The organism is Maribellus comscasis, from assembly GCF_009762775.1.
Lineage (GTDB): Bacteria > Bacteroidota > Bacteroidia > Bacteroidales > Prolixibacteraceae > Draconibacterium > Draconibacterium comscasis.
Map to the genome: position 1 here is coordinate 212,403 of NZ_CP046401.1, position 16,084 is coordinate 228,486.

The 16,084-nt window shown below is 37.3% G+C and carries 22 protein-coding genes; 9 read left to right on the forward strand and 13 right to left on the reverse strand.

Annotated features, from left to right (window positions below; all coding sequences use genetic code 11):
- Positions 1-9 precede the first annotated feature (9 nt).
- A complete protein-coding gene (locus tag GM418_RS00925) occupies positions 10-1,590 on the forward strand; it encodes a M61 family metallopeptidase (protein WP_158862260.1) in 1,581 nt (526 codons plus the stop codon).
- Between the two features lie 104 nt (positions 1,591-1,694).
- Here the strand turns inward: GM418_RS00925 and GM418_RS00930 are convergent, their stop codons facing one another.
- The 9 genes from GM418_RS00930 to GM418_RS00970 form a co-directional block, all read right to left on the reverse strand.
- Complete coding sequence (locus GM418_RS00930) at positions 1,695-1,853, reverse strand: T9SS type A sorting domain-containing protein (protein ID WP_158862261.1); 159 nt, start codon at positions 1,851-1,853, stop codon at positions 1,695-1,697.
- Positions 1,854-1,879: 26 nt separating this feature from the next.
- Positions 1,880-3,274, reverse strand: coding sequence for an arylsulfatase B (locus GM418_RS00935; RefSeq protein ID WP_158862264.1), 1,395 nt, complete (start codon positions 3,272-3,274; stop codon positions 1,880-1,882).
- A gap of 138 nt (positions 3,275-3,412) precedes the next feature.
- Positions 3,413-3,916 carry a cupin domain-containing protein gene (locus GM418_RS00940; protein WP_158862266.1) on the reverse strand — a complete coding sequence of 168 codons (504 nt, stop codon included), beginning with the start codon at positions 3,914-3,916 and terminating at the stop codon, positions 3,413-3,415.
- A 90-nt stretch (positions 3,917-4,006) separates the two neighbouring features.
- Positions 4,007-4,972, reverse strand: coding sequence for a GNAT family N-acetyltransferase (locus GM418_RS00945; RefSeq protein ID WP_158862268.1), 966 nt, complete (start codon positions 4,970-4,972; stop codon positions 4,007-4,009).
- Positions 4,973-5,388: 416 nt separating this feature from the next.
- Complete coding sequence (trxA, locus tag GM418_RS00950; protein WP_217447675.1) at positions 5,389-5,811, reverse strand: thioredoxin; 423 nt, start codon at positions 5,809-5,811, stop codon at positions 5,389-5,391.
- A gap of 10 nt (positions 5,812-5,821) precedes the next feature.
- Positions 5,822-6,241, reverse strand: a complete 420-nt coding sequence (locus GM418_RS00955) for an OsmC family protein (protein ID WP_158862271.1) — start codon at positions 6,239-6,241, stop codon at positions 5,822-5,824.
- Between the two features lie 73 nt (positions 6,242-6,314).
- Positions 6,315-7,235, reverse strand: a complete 921-nt coding sequence (locus tag GM418_RS00960; protein WP_158862273.1) for an NAD(P)/FAD-dependent oxidoreductase — start codon at positions 7,233-7,235, stop codon at positions 6,315-6,317.
- A gap of 136 nt (positions 7,236-7,371) precedes the next feature.
- Positions 7,372-7,722, reverse strand: coding sequence for a thioredoxin family protein (locus GM418_RS00965; protein WP_158862275.1), 351 nt, complete (start codon positions 7,720-7,722; stop codon positions 7,372-7,374).
- A 19-nt stretch (positions 7,723-7,741) separates the two neighbouring features.
- Positions 7,742-8,095: a NifB/NifX family molybdenum-iron cluster-binding protein gene (locus tag GM418_RS00970; protein WP_158862277.1), complete on the reverse strand. Its 354-nt coding sequence runs from the start codon at positions 8,093-8,095 to the stop codon at positions 7,742-7,744.
- A 262-nt stretch (positions 8,096-8,357) separates the two neighbouring features.
- Between GM418_RS00970 and GM418_RS00975 the strand changes: the two genes are divergently transcribed.
- From GM418_RS00975 to GM418_RS01010, 8 genes are all read left to right on the forward strand, one after another.
- Positions 8,358-8,912 (forward strand): carboxymuconolactone decarboxylase family protein, encoded by a 555-nt coding sequence (locus tag GM418_RS00975; protein WP_158862279.1) that lies wholly within the window; start codon positions 8,358-8,360, stop codon positions 8,910-8,912.
- 65 nt (positions 8,913-8,977) lie between these two features.
- Entirely contained in the window at positions 8,978-9,115 is a 138-nt protein-coding gene (locus GM418_RS00980) for a hypothetical protein (RefSeq protein WP_158862281.1), read from the forward strand.
- Between the two features lie 71 nt (positions 9,116-9,186).
- Entirely contained in the window at positions 9,187-10,074 is an 888-nt protein-coding gene (locus GM418_RS00985) for a helix-turn-helix domain-containing protein (protein WP_158862283.1), read from the forward strand.
- A gap of 68 nt (positions 10,075-10,142) precedes the next feature.
- Positions 10,143-10,817, forward strand: a complete 675-nt coding sequence (locus GM418_RS00990) for a Crp/Fnr family transcriptional regulator (protein ID WP_158862285.1) — start codon at positions 10,143-10,145, stop codon at positions 10,815-10,817.
- 1 nt (position 10,818) lies between these two features.
- Positions 10,819-11,235, forward strand: a complete 417-nt coding sequence (gene arfB, locus GM418_RS00995; RefSeq protein WP_158862287.1) for an alternative ribosome rescue aminoacyl-tRNA hydrolase ArfB — start codon at positions 10,819-10,821, stop codon at positions 11,233-11,235.
- A 73-nt stretch (positions 11,236-11,308) separates the two neighbouring features.
- Positions 11,309-11,830: a GtrA family protein gene (locus GM418_RS01000; RefSeq protein ID WP_158862289.1), complete on the forward strand. Its 522-nt coding sequence runs from the start codon at positions 11,309-11,311 to the stop codon at positions 11,828-11,830.
- Between the two features lie 76 nt (positions 11,831-11,906).
- On the forward strand, positions 11,907-12,725 hold the full coding sequence (locus GM418_RS01005) for a CPBP family intramembrane glutamic endopeptidase (protein WP_158862291.1): 819 nt from the start codon (positions 11,907-11,909) through the stop codon (positions 12,723-12,725).
- A 73-nt stretch (positions 12,726-12,798) separates the two neighbouring features.
- The gene (locus tag GM418_RS01010; RefSeq protein ID WP_158862293.1) at positions 12,799-13,284 is read left to right on the forward strand and encodes a DUF456 domain-containing protein; all 486 of its coding nucleotides are present in this window, start codon (positions 12,799-12,801) and stop codon (positions 13,282-13,284) included.
- A gap of 64 nt (positions 13,285-13,348) precedes the next feature.
- Here the strand turns inward: GM418_RS01010 and GM418_RS01015 are convergent, their stop codons facing one another.
- The 4 genes from GM418_RS01015 to GM418_RS01030 all read right to left on the reverse strand — a co-directional run bounded on the left by GM418_RS01015 (position 13,349) and on the right by GM418_RS01030 (position 16,059).
- Positions 13,349-14,188, reverse strand: coding sequence for a universal stress protein (locus tag GM418_RS01015; RefSeq protein WP_158862295.1), 840 nt, complete (start codon positions 14,186-14,188; stop codon positions 13,349-13,351).
- 316 nt (positions 14,189-14,504) lie between these two features.
- Positions 14,505-14,672: a DUF1328 family protein gene (locus GM418_RS01020; protein WP_158862297.1), complete on the reverse strand. Its 168-nt coding sequence runs from the start codon at positions 14,670-14,672 to the stop codon at positions 14,505-14,507.
- A gap of 18 nt (positions 14,673-14,690) precedes the next feature.
- A complete protein-coding gene (locus GM418_RS01025; protein WP_158862299.1) occupies positions 14,691-15,323 on the reverse strand; it encodes a porin family protein in 633 nt (210 codons plus the stop codon).
- 49 nt (positions 15,324-15,372) lie between these two features.
- The gene (locus GM418_RS01030; protein ID WP_158862301.1) at positions 15,373-16,059 is read right to left on the reverse strand and encodes a YiaD family glycine zipper/OmpA-like lipoprotein; all 687 of its coding nucleotides are present in this window, start codon (positions 16,057-16,059) and stop codon (positions 15,373-15,375) included.
- Positions 16,060-16,084 lie beyond the last annotated feature (25 nt).

Here is a 16,084-nt window from a genome sequence, read left to right on the forward strand (position 1 = left end):
ACACTTAAAATGCATCGATTAACATCACCAAAAGAAAGAAACATAAATTTACAAATAAGTATAATGATATTTTTTGCAGCCGCTTTTTGGTTTGCAACCCCAAATTTATCAGTAGCGCAAAAAACAAAAGCGGAATTGCATTTCGAGGTTTCTGTTCCGGAAGCTCAGAGTCATAGCTACGAAGTTGATTTTTATGTTAGTGGCATAAATAGAGATACTATCGTTTTGAAAATGCCAAAGTGGATGCCCGGTTATTATCAAATTTTAGATTATGCCAACAACGTTTCAGAAATAAATGCAACTGCGGTAAACGGTCAAAAAATTCCGATTCAAAAGCTAAACAAAAATAGTTGGTATATCACAAATCAAAAAAATAAAGCATTCTCCGTTCATTATAAAATAAAAGCTGAAAGGTCTTTTGTAGCACTTAGTTTTGTTGATGCGGAACATGCCTACATCGCACCGGCAAATACTTTCCTATATATTGAAAATTTGATACAATGCCCGGTTTCTGTAAAAATAAATCCGGCAAACGAATGGAGTGATATTGCGACAGGATTGCAAACCATTATTGGAAAAAATAATGAATTCTCGGCTCCTGATTTTGACATTCTTTACGATTGCCCCATCTTAATTGGGAACCTGGAAGAGTTGCCTTCATTTACAGTTCAGGGAATTGAACATCGTTTTATTGGTTATAAACTTGGCGACTTTGATAAAATTTCTTTTGTGCAGAAATTAAAAAAAGTAGTTGAGGCAGCAACTGATTTGATGGGCGATATTCCGTATAAAAAATATACTTTTATAGCCATTGGTCCCGGACAGGGTGGAATTGAACACCTAAACAACACAACCATTAGCTTTGACGGAAATTCGTTAAGAACGACTGAAGCTATAAACCGTACTTTATCGTTTATCGGACACGAATATTTTCACCATTATAACGTAAAACGTATCCGGCCTTTTGAATTGGGGCCATTTGATTATGACAAAATAAACCGTACCAATCAACTTTGGATTAGTGAGGGATTAACAGTATACTACCAAAATATGCTAATGAAACATGCAGGGTTGGCAGATAAAAATACGCTTCTCTCCTGGTTCGAAAACGAGATTAACGCTGTAGAAAACGACAACGGACGATTTTTCCAATCATTAGCCCAGTCGAGTTATTATACCTGGGAAGATGGCCCTTTTGGCACCAGCTGGGGCGAAGAAGACCACTCAATCACCTATTACCAAAAAGGACCGGTAGTTGGTTTGTTGCTCAATTTTGCAATTCGAAATGCAAGCCAAAATAAAAAATCACTTGATGATGTAATGAGACTGGTTTACCGCGAGTATTACCAAAAGCAAAAACGCGGTTTTACAGAAGCTGAATTTCAACAGGTATGTGAAAGTATCGCGGGAAGTCCACTTACTGCGTTTTTTGAATACATCTATACCACAAAAGAACTTGATTATAAAAAATACCTGGGATACGCCGGGCTTGAGCTAACAAAAACTCCGGAAAAATCATTCAAAATCAGCCAGGTAACTAATCCTTCCAAAGACCAGAAAACCATTTTAAAATCGTGGCTTGGGGAATAAGTCCTTCAGATAAGATGAAATAAAACAAATAATCCGACAATGTTGTCCTCCAATCAGCCTTTTCATGGAGAAATGCCGATAGCCCCCTCTGTTGAGCTAATTTTTTATTGCTTTACAATTTTCTGGTTCAACATAATTTGCCCTGCTTCATCAGTAAGCAAAATAGTATAAATACCAGGCAGAGCACTAAAATCAACGGTTGTTTTTATGTTGCCTGTTTGCTGCCTGAAAACAGAACTCCCGTTTATATTATAAATATTCATAAACAGACTTTTGCAAGTATTATTTTTTACTTTTCAATCATCCAATCTTTGGGAGCCGTGAATCCGGATTTCCCGACATTATATCTGGAAATCTGATGGTCTGATTTTGTGTCTGAAAACGCTTCAACAGCTTGCAGAAGTTCTTTTAAAAATTTTGGGTTCTCTTCGTTAACATCGCTGCTTTCAATATGCAAAGAATCGAGATGAAAAATCATATTTAACGCTCCGCGTCGGGATACTGTGTCCCGGGCATCGCGCTCCAGAACCAACTTCCAGTTATTGTAATTCACCGCGAATCGTTCTCTTTTTTCAACGTTTTGATCTAAATATGTAAACCACTTGCGCTCAACATTCTTACCATTCCCTTTTATACTTTCTAAAACATTTATACCATCAAGCTCATTTTCATTTGGTGTTTTACCCTGAGTAATAGCCTTTAACGTAGGAAAAATGTCGATGTACCCCATTTGAGTATGTATAATTTTGCCCCCGCTAACACCGCCGGCTGGCCAGTTAGCTGCGGCAACAACACGAATGCCTCCTTCGTAAACAGTTAATTTGTTTCCTTTCATAGGTGAGTTATCGCCTACATTTTTGACACCTCCATTGTCGCTAAAAAATAAAATAAAGGTATTATCTCTGTCTCCGCGCTTTTCAACAGCATCGATTATTCGGCCAATTGCCTGATCCATACAATCCACCATCGCCGCATAAATGCGTTGTTTTCCTTCGCGATGCGGATATTTGGCAATGTCCTCCTCTTTCGCCTGATAAGGTGAATGCGGGGCAGTAAAAGGTACATAAAGAAAATAAGGTTCTTCGTCAGGAACACTGTTAATAAAACCAACTGCCTCATCTGCAATAATATCTGTTACGTATCCATCCGTATGAACGGTTTGCGAATTTCTGTGCCAATCAGTTTCTCCTTCCCTTACCTTTGTAAAATAGTCTATTGCTCCGTTGTAACAACCGGCAAAATAGGTAAAGCCCTGATTGTTGGGATGCCACTTCTTTCTTAAATGTCCCAAATGCCATTTGCCAATACAAGCCCGGTGCTCATAACCAGCCTCGGCAAGCATTTCCGGCAACATAATTTCATTCGGATCCAATCCAAAATCGCGATATGGCGGTATCACCGATCGCATCAATCCATAGCGGATCGGATAGCGTCCTGTCATCAATCCTGCACGCGTTGGAGTACACATTGGGCAGGCATAAAAATTTTCAAGTCTTACTCCACTATACGCCAGCTTGTCGATGTTTGGTGTACTAATGTCGCTGTTATGAAAACCAACATCAGCATATCCCAAATCGTCGGCCAGAATAATTAAAATATTTGGTTGTTTCTCCTTTTGAGTGCTCCCGTTCAAATTGCAACTTTCAAGAAAAGCTGCTGTTACTAAAAGCAAAATAACTTTCATCGATATTCTATTACTAAACACGGCATTCCTCACCAAGGCATATATTTTTGTTTTTCAAGCCATTACACAATATTCCAGAAACATAAATCAAGTGTCGAACCTCTTTATTAAAAACTTAATGAATTAACAGCGACTTTTTTACTTTTTATTTCGAAGGTGATTCCATATATCCTTTATCCCCTTTTCTCCATCAAAATAATCCGCTTGCACATTTTTGTCAAAAATTTCGAATGACGGTGCCAGTAATATTTTATCGGAATCAGGGTATTCAGCTATGTCATAACCGTTATAGGTTCTTATGTCTAAGTAAACACACGACTCAGAAGTATGATTATACAATTGATGAGTCCCTGCTTCTCCCTTTTCAAAAAAAATCAAATCTCCGCTGTTTACAATCTCCATTCCATCGGGAGTTCTCAATGTTGCTGAGCCCGAAATCATCATAAAAAGTTCTTCGGCAAATCGGTGAAAATGGTAGGGAGCGGAATATTGATCGGGATTCAGTTTTCTCAAATCAAAATTCAGATTTTCAGGGTTAATACCATTTTTTTCGCGCGAACTATCTGTAAATATCCTGTAATTATCAATCTTATTTGGGTTTTCCAGATATTCTCTTTGATCTGCTTTTAAAATTTTGGCCATAATTTCATATTTAAGCTTCCCTGATTTTTATTTCAAGATTTTTTGATATTCGTAACACACCTAAAAATTTCACCGTTTAACGGGGTAATCTTACAAAACAGCTTTTTGGTAATACTGAATATTATCAAAATGTTTCCCTCCCGCTGTGAAAAAACGTTGAATAACTTTCATTTTCCCCTCACTTTCAATAATTCTTGATGCAAAAGCTATCACCTCTCCGTCTTTGAATGTGTATGAATTCAAAATAAATTCCGATTCAAACTCACTCATCACTTCGTCTGCAACCTGTGGATTTTCATATTTTTTCCTCTGCCCGTCCGGAACAGTTTGGTATTCAACCTCAAACTCTTTTCCTTCCTCATCCATCCAGTTTATAAAAACATCGAAACCATTATTCTTGCCTTTTATGAATTCATAAGTTGCTTTTAGAGGAGGAATTCCCCGCTCGTACTCCGACTTATCGGGGATTAAATCCCATTTTCCCAGAAAATTATTTTTCATTTGTATTTCTTTCCATTCGTGCCTCAATATACTATAATAAATTGTATCTCGCCTTCTCTTATGTGTCATTAAAGTATGACTTCTCAAAACCCCTTCTTCAACAGCACCTATTCGCTTCAATGCGTTTCTTGCTGGTTTATTCAAAATATCAGTCTTAAATTCAACACGCTCACAATTTAGTTCATCGAAACAATATTTCAGAAGCAAATATTTAACCGCGTCATTTATACCTTTACCCTGAAACTCTCGGCCAAGCCATGTCCATCCAATTTCAACCCGCTTATCCCGTTCTGAAATATTTCCAATGCTGGTTGAGCCGGCAATGGAATTTGTCTGTTTGTCAACGATTAAAAAGACGAGCCTCTTTTTAATTTTTGTTTCCTTTACACCTGTCTCAATCCATTTTTTGAGTTCATCCTGGTCTGACAAATCATTTGTAAAATAAGTCCATAGACCAGTATCTCCACTTATTTTTTTCAGGATATCATAATCTCCTTGTTTCAATGGTCGTAACAATATCTGATTTGTCTCCAATATTTTGTTAAAGTTTATCATTTGCAGTCAGTTCAGAAAAAAATAACAATCCAGCGCGGTTTTTCGTAATGGTCTTCAAAAACTCGGATTCTCGCCTCTTTACACCGCCTTATTTAACTGAAATTGAGTTTGTAACGGATTGAAAAAAAACTTATCTCGGCATATATCCTGCCTAACTTACCGGATAAATAATCCACTGTTTTTTTATAGTTTTTTTTGCTGGCGGCTCATCACTTCGTGTGGTTTTTAACTTCTCAAAAATAGATATAATTCACAAAAAACGGGAATAAATAGACAAACATTTGAAACGGCTAAATTAAACTTTTACACATCGGGGATTTGTGAATCGAAGTGGGAACTTTTTCAAATAAAACAAAAAAAACCGCCTTTCCTCAACGGAAAGACGGTATACTTTTATGATTAATTGATTCTTTTTATCAGCTTGCCATCAGTGCATTTACTTCTTTCATAATGGCGCGTTTGGTTTTCACCCCAACAAAACGGTGCATTTCCACTCCATCTTTTAGAACCACCAGAGTCGGAATATTACGTACTTTAAATTTTTTTGCCAGCGGTTGTTGCTGGTCAACGTTTACTTTGGCAACCGTAACATTATCTTCGCTGTCAGCAATATCGTTTAAAACCGGAGCAATAATTTTACATGGTCCGCACCAGGGAGCCCAAAAATCAACAAGTACTACTCCTCTGCGGGTTACCGTTTTAAAATTTTTATTCCCCAAAACTTTAATTTTTTTACTATTGGCTACCGGTTTTGCATTTTTCATCCGGAAATAGTTAAACGTTATTAGCCCCACCAGAGCAGCAATAACAGCAACGATAATGATTAATGTTGTCGACATATTTTTATTTTTAATTCAGAATTACAATTTCAGAAGTCATTTCAATGGCCTTTTTATACATTGCGCTTACTCCGCAGTATCTCTCTTCTGAAAGACTTACTGCCTTCTGTAATTTTTCCATCGGCAAATTTTCGCCCTTGAACTCATAAATAACTTTCATCCTTTCAAACTGTTTGGGATGTTCTTCAGTAACATCGCCTTCAACCCGAACATTAAATTCTTCGGGTTCAATACGCATTTTTTTCAGGATAGAAATTACATCCATTGCAGTACAACCTGCAAGTCCAACCATCAATAATGGTTTTGGCCGGGGGCCGCGATTTTCTCCTCCGACCTGTTCACCAGCATCTATCGTAATTTTATGTCCGCTCACGTCGGCTTCAAAGGCCATGTTCTCCAGCCAGTTTATTTTAATTTCCTGCTTTACCATATCTTATTTTCCTTTCAAATCTTCAGCGCACAAAAGTACACCGTTCTTTATAAAACTAAAATTTGATTGATTATTAATTCCTTAAATATTCTGAAACGCTTAATGCAGCGATGGTTCCATCGGCCACAGCTGTAGTCACCTGCCGATAACGTTTTGTAATACAATCGCCGGCAGCAAAAACACCGTCAACACTGGTTTTCATTCCGGAATCGACAACAATTTCGCCACGTTCATTTAAATCTACCAGGCCTTTTATACTTTCGGTATTCGGCTGATAGCCCACAAAAATAAATGTGCCGTCGGTAGTTAGTTCTGACGTTTTGCCACTAGGCAAATGCTCAATTGCTACTTTCTGCAACTGACCATTTCCATAAAATCCGCGCAGTTCCGATTCCATGATAAATTCAATTTTCGGATTCTTTTTTGCTTCCTGAACTGCGTGTTCAAATGCCTGAAAATGATCAAACTGGTGGACAATGGTAACTTTTGTTGCGTAAGTTGTTAAAGCCACCGCTTCTTCCAAAGCAGAATTTCCGCCGCCAACTACCACTACTTCCTTTCCGGTAAAAAAATCGCCGTCGCAGGTTGCGCAATATGAAATCCCCTTTCCTTTGAACTCGCCTTCACCCTCAACGTTTAAAGAACGCGGTCGCCCTCCAGGTGTTAAAATCACCGATTTTCCTTTAAACGATCTCCCGTCTTCCAGTTCAATTTCCTTTACTTCACCTTCAAGCTTGTATTTTGTAATTTTTATATTCGACTTTATTTTGCAGCCAAAACTTTTGGCTTGCTGTTTCATCGTGTTGGCGAGCATATAACCTTTGGTAGCCGGAACGCCCGGATAATTGGCAATTTCTTCGGTTAATACCATTTGTCCTCCAACTGCACCTTCGTTTAAAATAAGCGTTGAAAGTTTGGCGCGTGAAGCATAAATCCCGGCAGTTAAACCGGCAGCTCCTGCTCCAACTATTATTACATCAAAAACTTCATCCATCGTGTAAAACATTAAATAAGGCTGTCCTGAAAACTTTGCGTCTACCCAATTAAAAACATCAAAAACAACTAAACTAAATCAAAAACCAACAAAGCCTCACTCCCTTCCAATGAACCAGAACAGCCTTATGATAATTTTATTCTCCAAATTTTTCATCAAGAATGCCGGTTACCTGCTGCATATTCTGTATGCTGCTGGTTGCGTGAGCTACTTCACCATTTTTATAATACATGGTAAACGGCAACCCCATAAAACCACGACATTCAGGAGCGTTGCGAATTACAGCTGCTTCAGGATTGTCAAATGCCATTACTGCAAATTTCACGTTTTCACGCTCGTCTTCCAGCTCTTCCATTACATCATAAACCGGCAAACACATTGGTCCCATACGACCACAGCATACCATTACATTTTCATTTTCGTTGATAAAACTTTCCAATTCTGCTGCGGTTTCAAATTCATGTAAACCTGTTTGTAATAATTTCATGATTTTAAATTTTAAATAATTAATATTCTGTTTGTGTTATTTCTGCTATAATTTTTTTGTCCGATTCTAATCTTCCCTCCAAATATTTATCGATTAAATGCTTTGGATTTCCCAATGGAACACCAACAAACAAATTCACTTTGCGGGAAGCAAACAGCGATATGATTTTCCGATTCACCCGAAAAGTGATAACATCGGTAACGCCGTTTTCTTTCAGCCAGCCGGGTAATTCCATAATGTCGGTTTCAGCAGGAATTTCCAAAACATAACTCCTTAAAACCTTTTTTTCAATCTCGAAAATTTCGTAGTGGTTACACGTCCCGAAAAATTCGCTTAACTGATCATTTGTTACCGGTATGGCTACTTTTTTCATTTGTTTAATTTTTCTGATACAAAGTTAGCTGGGCTCCAAATGAAAAACGAGAAAAACGAGGTGGAAGAAAACGGGTTCAAAACTGAAATTTTATGGTTTTTTTCCTACTAAACTACAGCTTTATGAAGAAATAATCTGAAAAACAAAGCAATACATCACTCAAAAATTGTCCATTAATCAGCGAAAATCATCCATTTCTCCGTATACGAGGTTTGCAAATCTTTGCAATGTCAATTTTGACCAAAATTTAAAAATGTAAAAAATGCAAAGAATTGAAGCACTAAATCCGACAACAACAACAGGAAAATCAAAAGAATTATTTGAAGGGATTGAAGCCAGGCTGGGGATGGTTCCGAACATGATGCGAACCATGGGAAACTCTCCCGCAGTGTTAGGCGCTTACCTAAATTTTAGTGACCAACTTGGAAAAAGTACTCTCGGCACTTTATTGGGTGAACTGATTGCCATTTCGGTAGCAAACTCAAATGGTTGTGAGTATTGTAATGCAGCCCATTCATTTATCGGTGAAAAACTGGCGGGGATCGACAGAAAAACACTGAAATTGGCAAAAGAAGGAAAATCAGCAGATCCAAAAATAGAAGCGGCACTTCGTTTTTCAAGAAAATTAGTGGCCGCGAAAGGTCGTGTTAGCAACGATGATATTAACGAAGTTAAAAATGCGGGATATTCCGACGCCGCGGTAACAGAAATTATTGCCCACACCGCTTTGAACATTTTCACAAACTATTTTAATAACGCAATTGAAGTGGAAGTAGACTTTCCAAAATCGTCGTTAGTTGAAACTGCGGCAGCTTAAATAAAATCAGAGAAAGGCAAATAGAACTGCCTTTCTCTTCATTTACTCAATCTAATATCAAAATTATGAAAACAAACGTCCATTACCCCTATTTAATGAAGAAACAACTCTTCAAAAAGCTCAAATGGATGAAAATGATCAAAACAGAAAATGGTTCAGGGCGTTTGGAAACAAAATGTGAGCGTTTAATGAACACGAATTAATGAGAAAACGTTATGCCAGTATCAACGATTTGAAAATAAACAAAATCAACAGGCACCAGTAATCTAAAAAAATGATGCAAAAAAGTAACCACACGCTTATTAACCCCCAAACCGGGAACCTTGCCTTTAAACTTTATTCTGTTGACGGTACTAACCCCTTCGACCATATTCAGCGTTTAAATTATTATTCGCTGATATGGATACATCAGGGAGAAGGAACATTACGCGCAGACTTCAGTGAATACAACATTAAGGAAAATTTATTGCTTGCTTTTTCTCCTTACCAACCGTTTTTGTTGTCGGCAGAAAAAGAGATAACTGCCACAGTTATTCATTTTCATTCCGACTTTTTCTGCATTCACAAACACCATAAAGAAATTGCCTGTCATGGTGTTTTATTTAATAATATTTATGATCCTCCTTTTGTGAAAATTCAGGAAGAAACAAAAAATAAACTGCAAATTCTGGTTAGCCAAATAAAGGAAGAATTACAACAAACTGAACTGGCACAGTACGAGTCGCTTGTTTCTTATTTGAAAATTTTTCTTATCACAGCCTCCCGGCATAAAGCTGCACAGTACCCGGATCTAAATAAAAATGAAAATACGCAAACAAGTGAACCTTTTGTGTTACAAAGCCTGAAAAACAGCATCGAGGAATACTACAAAACCAAACATAGTCCCAGCGACTACGCAGAAATACTAACCATTAGCCCGAAAGCCCTGGCTAAGATCACAAAAAAGCATTTTAATAAAACACTAACCGAAATCATTTCCGACAGAATAATTATTGAAGCAAAAAGGGAATTGTATCTAACCAATAAAACGGTTAAAGAGATTGCCTTCGAATTGGGGTATGACGACGAATACTATTTTAGCCGTTTTTTCAAAAAAAATGCAACTGTTTCACCACAAACATACAGAGAAACAGTCGGCTTTAATAAGTCAGCTGTAGTTTAAAAAAGGGCATTTATACCAATATATTAAAGGTTTTCATAATTTTGCACCAGGTAAACAAAACCGGAATTATGAAGGACTCTGAAAATATAACCACACCGAATCCGATTAAAGAAATGGATTTGGTTCAAAGCAGGGTTTTGAGCGAAAACAAAACCCGGGTTTCTTATCTGAAAGGTGAAAATATTTTTAAACAAGGTGCCTTTGCGCCTTATGTAATTTATGTTGTTGAAGGGCTGGTTAAAGTCTACCTGCAAACCGGTATTGAAAAGCAGATTAACATTAGCCTTGCCAAAGCCGGCGACTTTCTCGCTTTTTCTTCCATTTTTGGTGAAAATATCCATACCTATTCAACACAGGCCTTAACCGACTGCGAGATATGTATGATTGAAAAAGAGACATTGAAAGATTTACTGTTAAAAAACCCGGAATTTGCGCTTGAAATAACATCAAAGAACTATCGAAACGAAAGGCATCTTTTTGAAATAATAAAAAATGTTTCCTACAAACAAATGCGCGGAAAACTGGCTTCCTCCCTACTCTATCTTTCACAAGAAGAATTTTTAAAAGAAAATGTTTTTAAATTTCTTACCCGGCAGGAAATTGCCGATTTTGCTTCTATTTCTACCGAAAGCGCCATCAAATTTTTAAAGGAATTTGAAAAAGAAAAAATCATACAACTAAAAGGTAAAGATATTTCGATTCTTAATCAGGAAAAGCTGGAATCGATAAGTAAAAACGGATGATATGATTTTTTCGGAAGAAATAATAAAACGCCTCGAAAATGAATGCACTTATTCAGCCACGCGGAGTAGCGGCCCCGGCGGACAAAATGTAAACAAAGTAAACACCCGGGTTGAACTACGTTTCCCGGTAAATGAATCTTCTGTATTTTCAGAGAAAGAAAAAGACCTCATCCGCCAAAAACTGGGCAACCGGATAAACTCGGAAAGCGAATTGTTACTTTTCTCGGAGTCGGAGCGTTCACAACTGGCCAACAGGAAAAAGGTATTCGAACGCTTTATCTTACTGGTAAAAAATGCTTTAACTCCAAAAAAGAAAAGAATAAAAACCAGTCCAACCGCAGGTTCTAAACAAAAACGGCTTGAAAAGAAAAAAATAAATGCACAAAAAAAACAGCTCAGAAAACCACCGGAAATATAAATATTGCTCCATTTTTTTATTTATTACCCGGAATTTGGTTTCTTTACGACGTTAAACGGGGCAGTTACTATTTATGAGTTATTTTTTTAACAAAGTTAGGGATCTGATAATCCGGATTATCGATTGGTTTTATTTCCCTTTTTTTAAATTTATCCCCATCGAAATTTTCAGGTATGCAGCTACGGGTGGTGCAAATACCTTACTCGATATCTTCCTGTATTTTATTTTTTATCATTTTGTTTTACAAATGCAAATTGTTGACGTGGGATTTGTTGCCATTAGTCCGCACATTGCAGCATTTTTAATGGTTTTTCCCATAACTTTTACTACCGGATTTTTGTTGGCAAAATATATAACTTTCACAGCCTCAGAATTACGTGGTCGTATTCAGCTTTTTCGATACGGTGTTTCAGTGGCCGGATCTGTTTTATTAAATTATATTTTTCTGAAACTATTTGTGGAAGTGGCCGGAATGTATGCAACTTTAGCTAAAGGAGTAACCACTTTTATTGTGGTTGTGTACAGCTACATTATCCAACGCTACTTTTCTTTTAAAACCAACAAAATTCTGGCTACTGAAAATGTACCCGATTGACATTTTTACTATTTTTAATCTGAACATTTTTAGGTTTAATTTATTTACATAATCAATAAATACAGCAGTAAAATAAATGAATGAAGTAAGACAAAAATATTATCCAACAATTCTGCAATCCATTCATTTACTTATCCTCTACATGTTTATTCAAACCATTGTAGATTTTCCGCTCGCTCTAATCGATTATTACAAGGACACAGAATACCTCTACAATCCGGTAAAAAAGATTGTACTTGGCGTTGGATCTACGCTTTTTATACTGATTTACGGTTTCAAAAAGTCCAAAGCACCTTTTCTGAAAGTATTTCCGCTAAAAATGTTTAACCCGCTGATTCTTGTTCCTATTGCTACTTTTTTCTGGGGAATACAAAATCTCCTGAATGACGTGAATGCATGGGTAGAAAAAATGATTCCTGCGCCAGTTTGGTTTTGGGAAATGTTCAGTAAAATTTTCGACAGTGATTTTGGCTGGTGGGGAGCGTTCATAAAGGTAGCTGTGGTGGCCCCTGTGGTAGAAGAACTTATCTTTAGAGGAATAATTTTACAGGGATTGCGACGCAATTACAATGCATTTGTGGCTGTTTTTATGTCGGCACTACTGTTTTCCTTGTACCATTTAAATCCGTGGCAGATGCCCGCAACATTTATTTTAGGACTTCTTTTGGGATGGATTATGATTCGGACAAATAACATTGTCCTTTCTATTTTAGGCCATTCGATAAACAATTTACTGGTGCTGCTCACAATAACCTACTGGGAAAAAATAAGCGCCCACGCGATATATTTGCTCGAAAAACAAGAATTTATGTATCTCAGTGGCCTTGTGGTTTCGCTTTCAGTGATTCTCATTTTCCTGCTCAGTATAAAATGGAGGAAAAATAACCGAAAATAATCCGGTGTTTACCGAAATAAAAATGACAGTACAATTCAAAAAAATATTTTTACCGGAAATTTAATTTACAATTATGGATTATGTTTTAATTGGCTTGGGAGTCATTTTAATAATCAGCGGAATTCTTGGCTGTGTACTACCTATTATTCCCGGACCGCCTTTAAGCTATATCGGTCTACTCCTGCTTCACTTTACAGAAAGATATCAGTTTTCATCTCGTTTTCTGGTAATATGGGCCATTATAACTGCTGTCGTTTATGCACTCGACTATATTATCCCCGCCTGGGGAACAAAAAAATTTGGTGGAAGTAAACGCGGTGTTTGGGGCAGTATCATCGGGCTGGTTATTGGTTTGTTCTTTTTCCCGCCATTCGGAATTATTATCGGCCCGTTTGTTGGCGCAGTGGTTGGTGAATTAACTGCTGGAAAAGACTCCGGAGCAGCGTTAAAGTCCGGCTTCGGCTCTTTCCTTGGTTTTTTGGCGGGAACGCTGCTAAAACTAATCACCTCCGGAATGATGACATGGTATTTTTTTCGAGAACTGGTGGTTTCGATCTAAAAAAAAGGATTTCGCGAATCTACGTCCGGAAACCCTTTTCATTACTGACCAAATAAACAACGAACTATTTTTGATGATATATTAGTACCGGCGTATCAATATCGTTTAGTATTTCCCTGGTTGTGCTTCTGCCAAAAATTTCTTTAAAAAAATTCTTATTCTGTTTTAACAAAACAACCAAATCGGCATACGATTTTTGCGTAAACCTGCGGATGCCTTTTGCCGGACTGCCGGCTTTTTCCTGTTCTACCTTCATATCGTTCAAATCAATCTTTTTATTCACCATTTCCTGGAGCCCGTTCTTTTTAAGCTCAGCATCAAATTCATTCAATTTTAGTACGTGAAATACAGTTACCGACGCCGTAAACTTTTTGGCCAGTCGCGCAATTCGTTTGAGTACCTTTACATCTTGTTTCTGATAATCGGAAGCATAAACTATGGATTTAATTTTGTGATACTCCTCATCAAGCGGGAAAGTGTAAACCGGCAAATCCAAATCGTCAATCATTTCAGCAACTACAACATCCATTTTGTTTTTTGTAGTGAAGGGCGCAATTACCATTTCCACATCATCTCTTTCGCAAAGCATTTTTACAACTACCGAAACAGAACCGGGGACAACAGTAAAATGAACCGGATAATCATAATCCAACGAGACTTTTTTTACATGGAGCAATTTTTGCAAAATGCGTTCCCGCTCTTTAACCAGCAAATTATTCTCGCTCTCCGCCACATTGCTTAGCGAATTGTATTTTGTAAGGGTGGGATCCCAATGAATATTTTCAGATTCAGTTGCATGTAAAAATTCCAGTTCACGATTTAAATCGCGAGCTAACTTTATTGAATAGTCAGCTATTTTTTCTACATTTTCAAAAGAATAAATTATTGAGACTATTTTTTTCATGCTTGTTTTATTAAATCGTTCTACTCTACCTGTTTTCTCTGCAAATTTCGTTCTATTATTAGTCTTAGTTTTAGAACAAAAACACAACAAACAGGTTTTCAATATTTTACAAATAAGTGTCTGCAAATCGGGAAAAATAAAACCTTTTTAAGCAGTGTAGATTTTTTGTTGACCTGTGGAAGTATAGCCACAAAATTGTGAGCAAACAAGCGTGTTTTTATGTAAAAAAAATGGTGCGAGAAACAAAAATGGGAAGCTGAAATTTCAGCCCCCCACCAACCAAACTTATAAAATTTGATTATGAAAATACCTTCTTCTATTTAAAACCGCGTATTCCACCTGCTATAACAGAAAGAAGCAGTAAAATAATAAATATGAAAAAAACAATTTTTGCTATACTTGCAGCACCTGCTGCTATTCCACCAAAACCAAATATGGCTGCAATAATTGCGATGATGAAAAAGATAATGGCTAAACGTAACATAACTATAAATTTTTCGGGTTAAAATTTCATTCCAACATACACCCGGATTACCGAATTTTTCGCATCGCCTAAAATATCATAAGAGGTATCGTCGTTTTTTGCCACCTGATTAAGCCCCAGGTTGTAATTAAATCCTAAAATTAAAGGCTCGAGGTCAAAGCCAAGTCCGGCAGTCAATCCGTAATCCAACGAGTGAAAATGTTCCCGGTTAAGCTCGTCGCTCGATTCAATATTCCAAAAGTCGAGAACTTCTGCATTGGTATCTACATTTGCATTTATCAGGTAAGCCACATACGGACCAAATTGAAACTCAAAATCTTCAGAAAGATTAAATACCAGTTTTACAGGCAAATCAATATAATTGAGATTGAATTTTGTTTCTCCATCGGCAAATGCACTTTCGTCGTAATTTAATTTTATGCCCTTACCTGAATACATAAGTTCGGGTTGAATGGCAAAACTCTCGCTCAACGGGATTTTTGTAAATACACCAGCGTGAAAGCCGGTTTTCAGATTTTTATCATTGTTCCCATCGGTGGTTAAACTCGACAGATTAAGTCCTCCTTTAATCCCACTTTGCGATTCCTGAGCATATAATGCTGTACCACTTATCAAAATGATTGATAGCGTAACTATAAATATTTTTTTCATATCCTCTATTGTTGTTTTAATGTGTTTGTTTTTACTTGAAATATTCTGTCTACGAGTTATCAAGGTCTCCCCTTTCAGCAGCGCGTTTTAATTTTTCATTGGCAAAAATGGCTACTTCAACTCTTCTGTTCAGGCTTCGGCCCTGTTCCGTTTCATTGTCGGCAACCGGCATCTCTTCACCGTATCCAACTTCTGATATTCTGTTTCCGGCAACGCCTTTACTTTTTAACAGATCGGCAACAGAGGCTGCACGTTCTTCCGAAAGATCCTGGTTATAACTGTCGCTTCCTTTACTATCGGTATGACCTTCGATAATAATCTTTGTATCATCGTATTTAATGAGCGTTTGTGCCATTTCCGTAATGTTGGTTGTTGAAGTAGGTGTCAGCTCAGACGAATCGAAACCAAAAAGAATCCCGGAGTCAAAAGTAATTTTGATTCCCTCTCCAATTCTTTCAATTTGGGCACCTTCCAAATCCGCGGCGAGCTCTTCTGCCTGTTTATCCATATAATTTCCGATTAATGCACCGGCTGTACCTCCGATTACAGCCCCCAGAATAGCTCCTTTAGCTGTATTGTCTGATTTTGAGCCAATAACTCCACCAATTGCACCACCGGCACCGGCACCAATTGCACCACCTTTTAAAGTTCTGGTTGTATTACACGAGACGAATAAAAAAACAACCGATAAAAAAACCGGTAAAATAACTTTGTTTGCTTTTTTCCATTTTTTCATATCATTCAAATTTTGAAAATCTGTA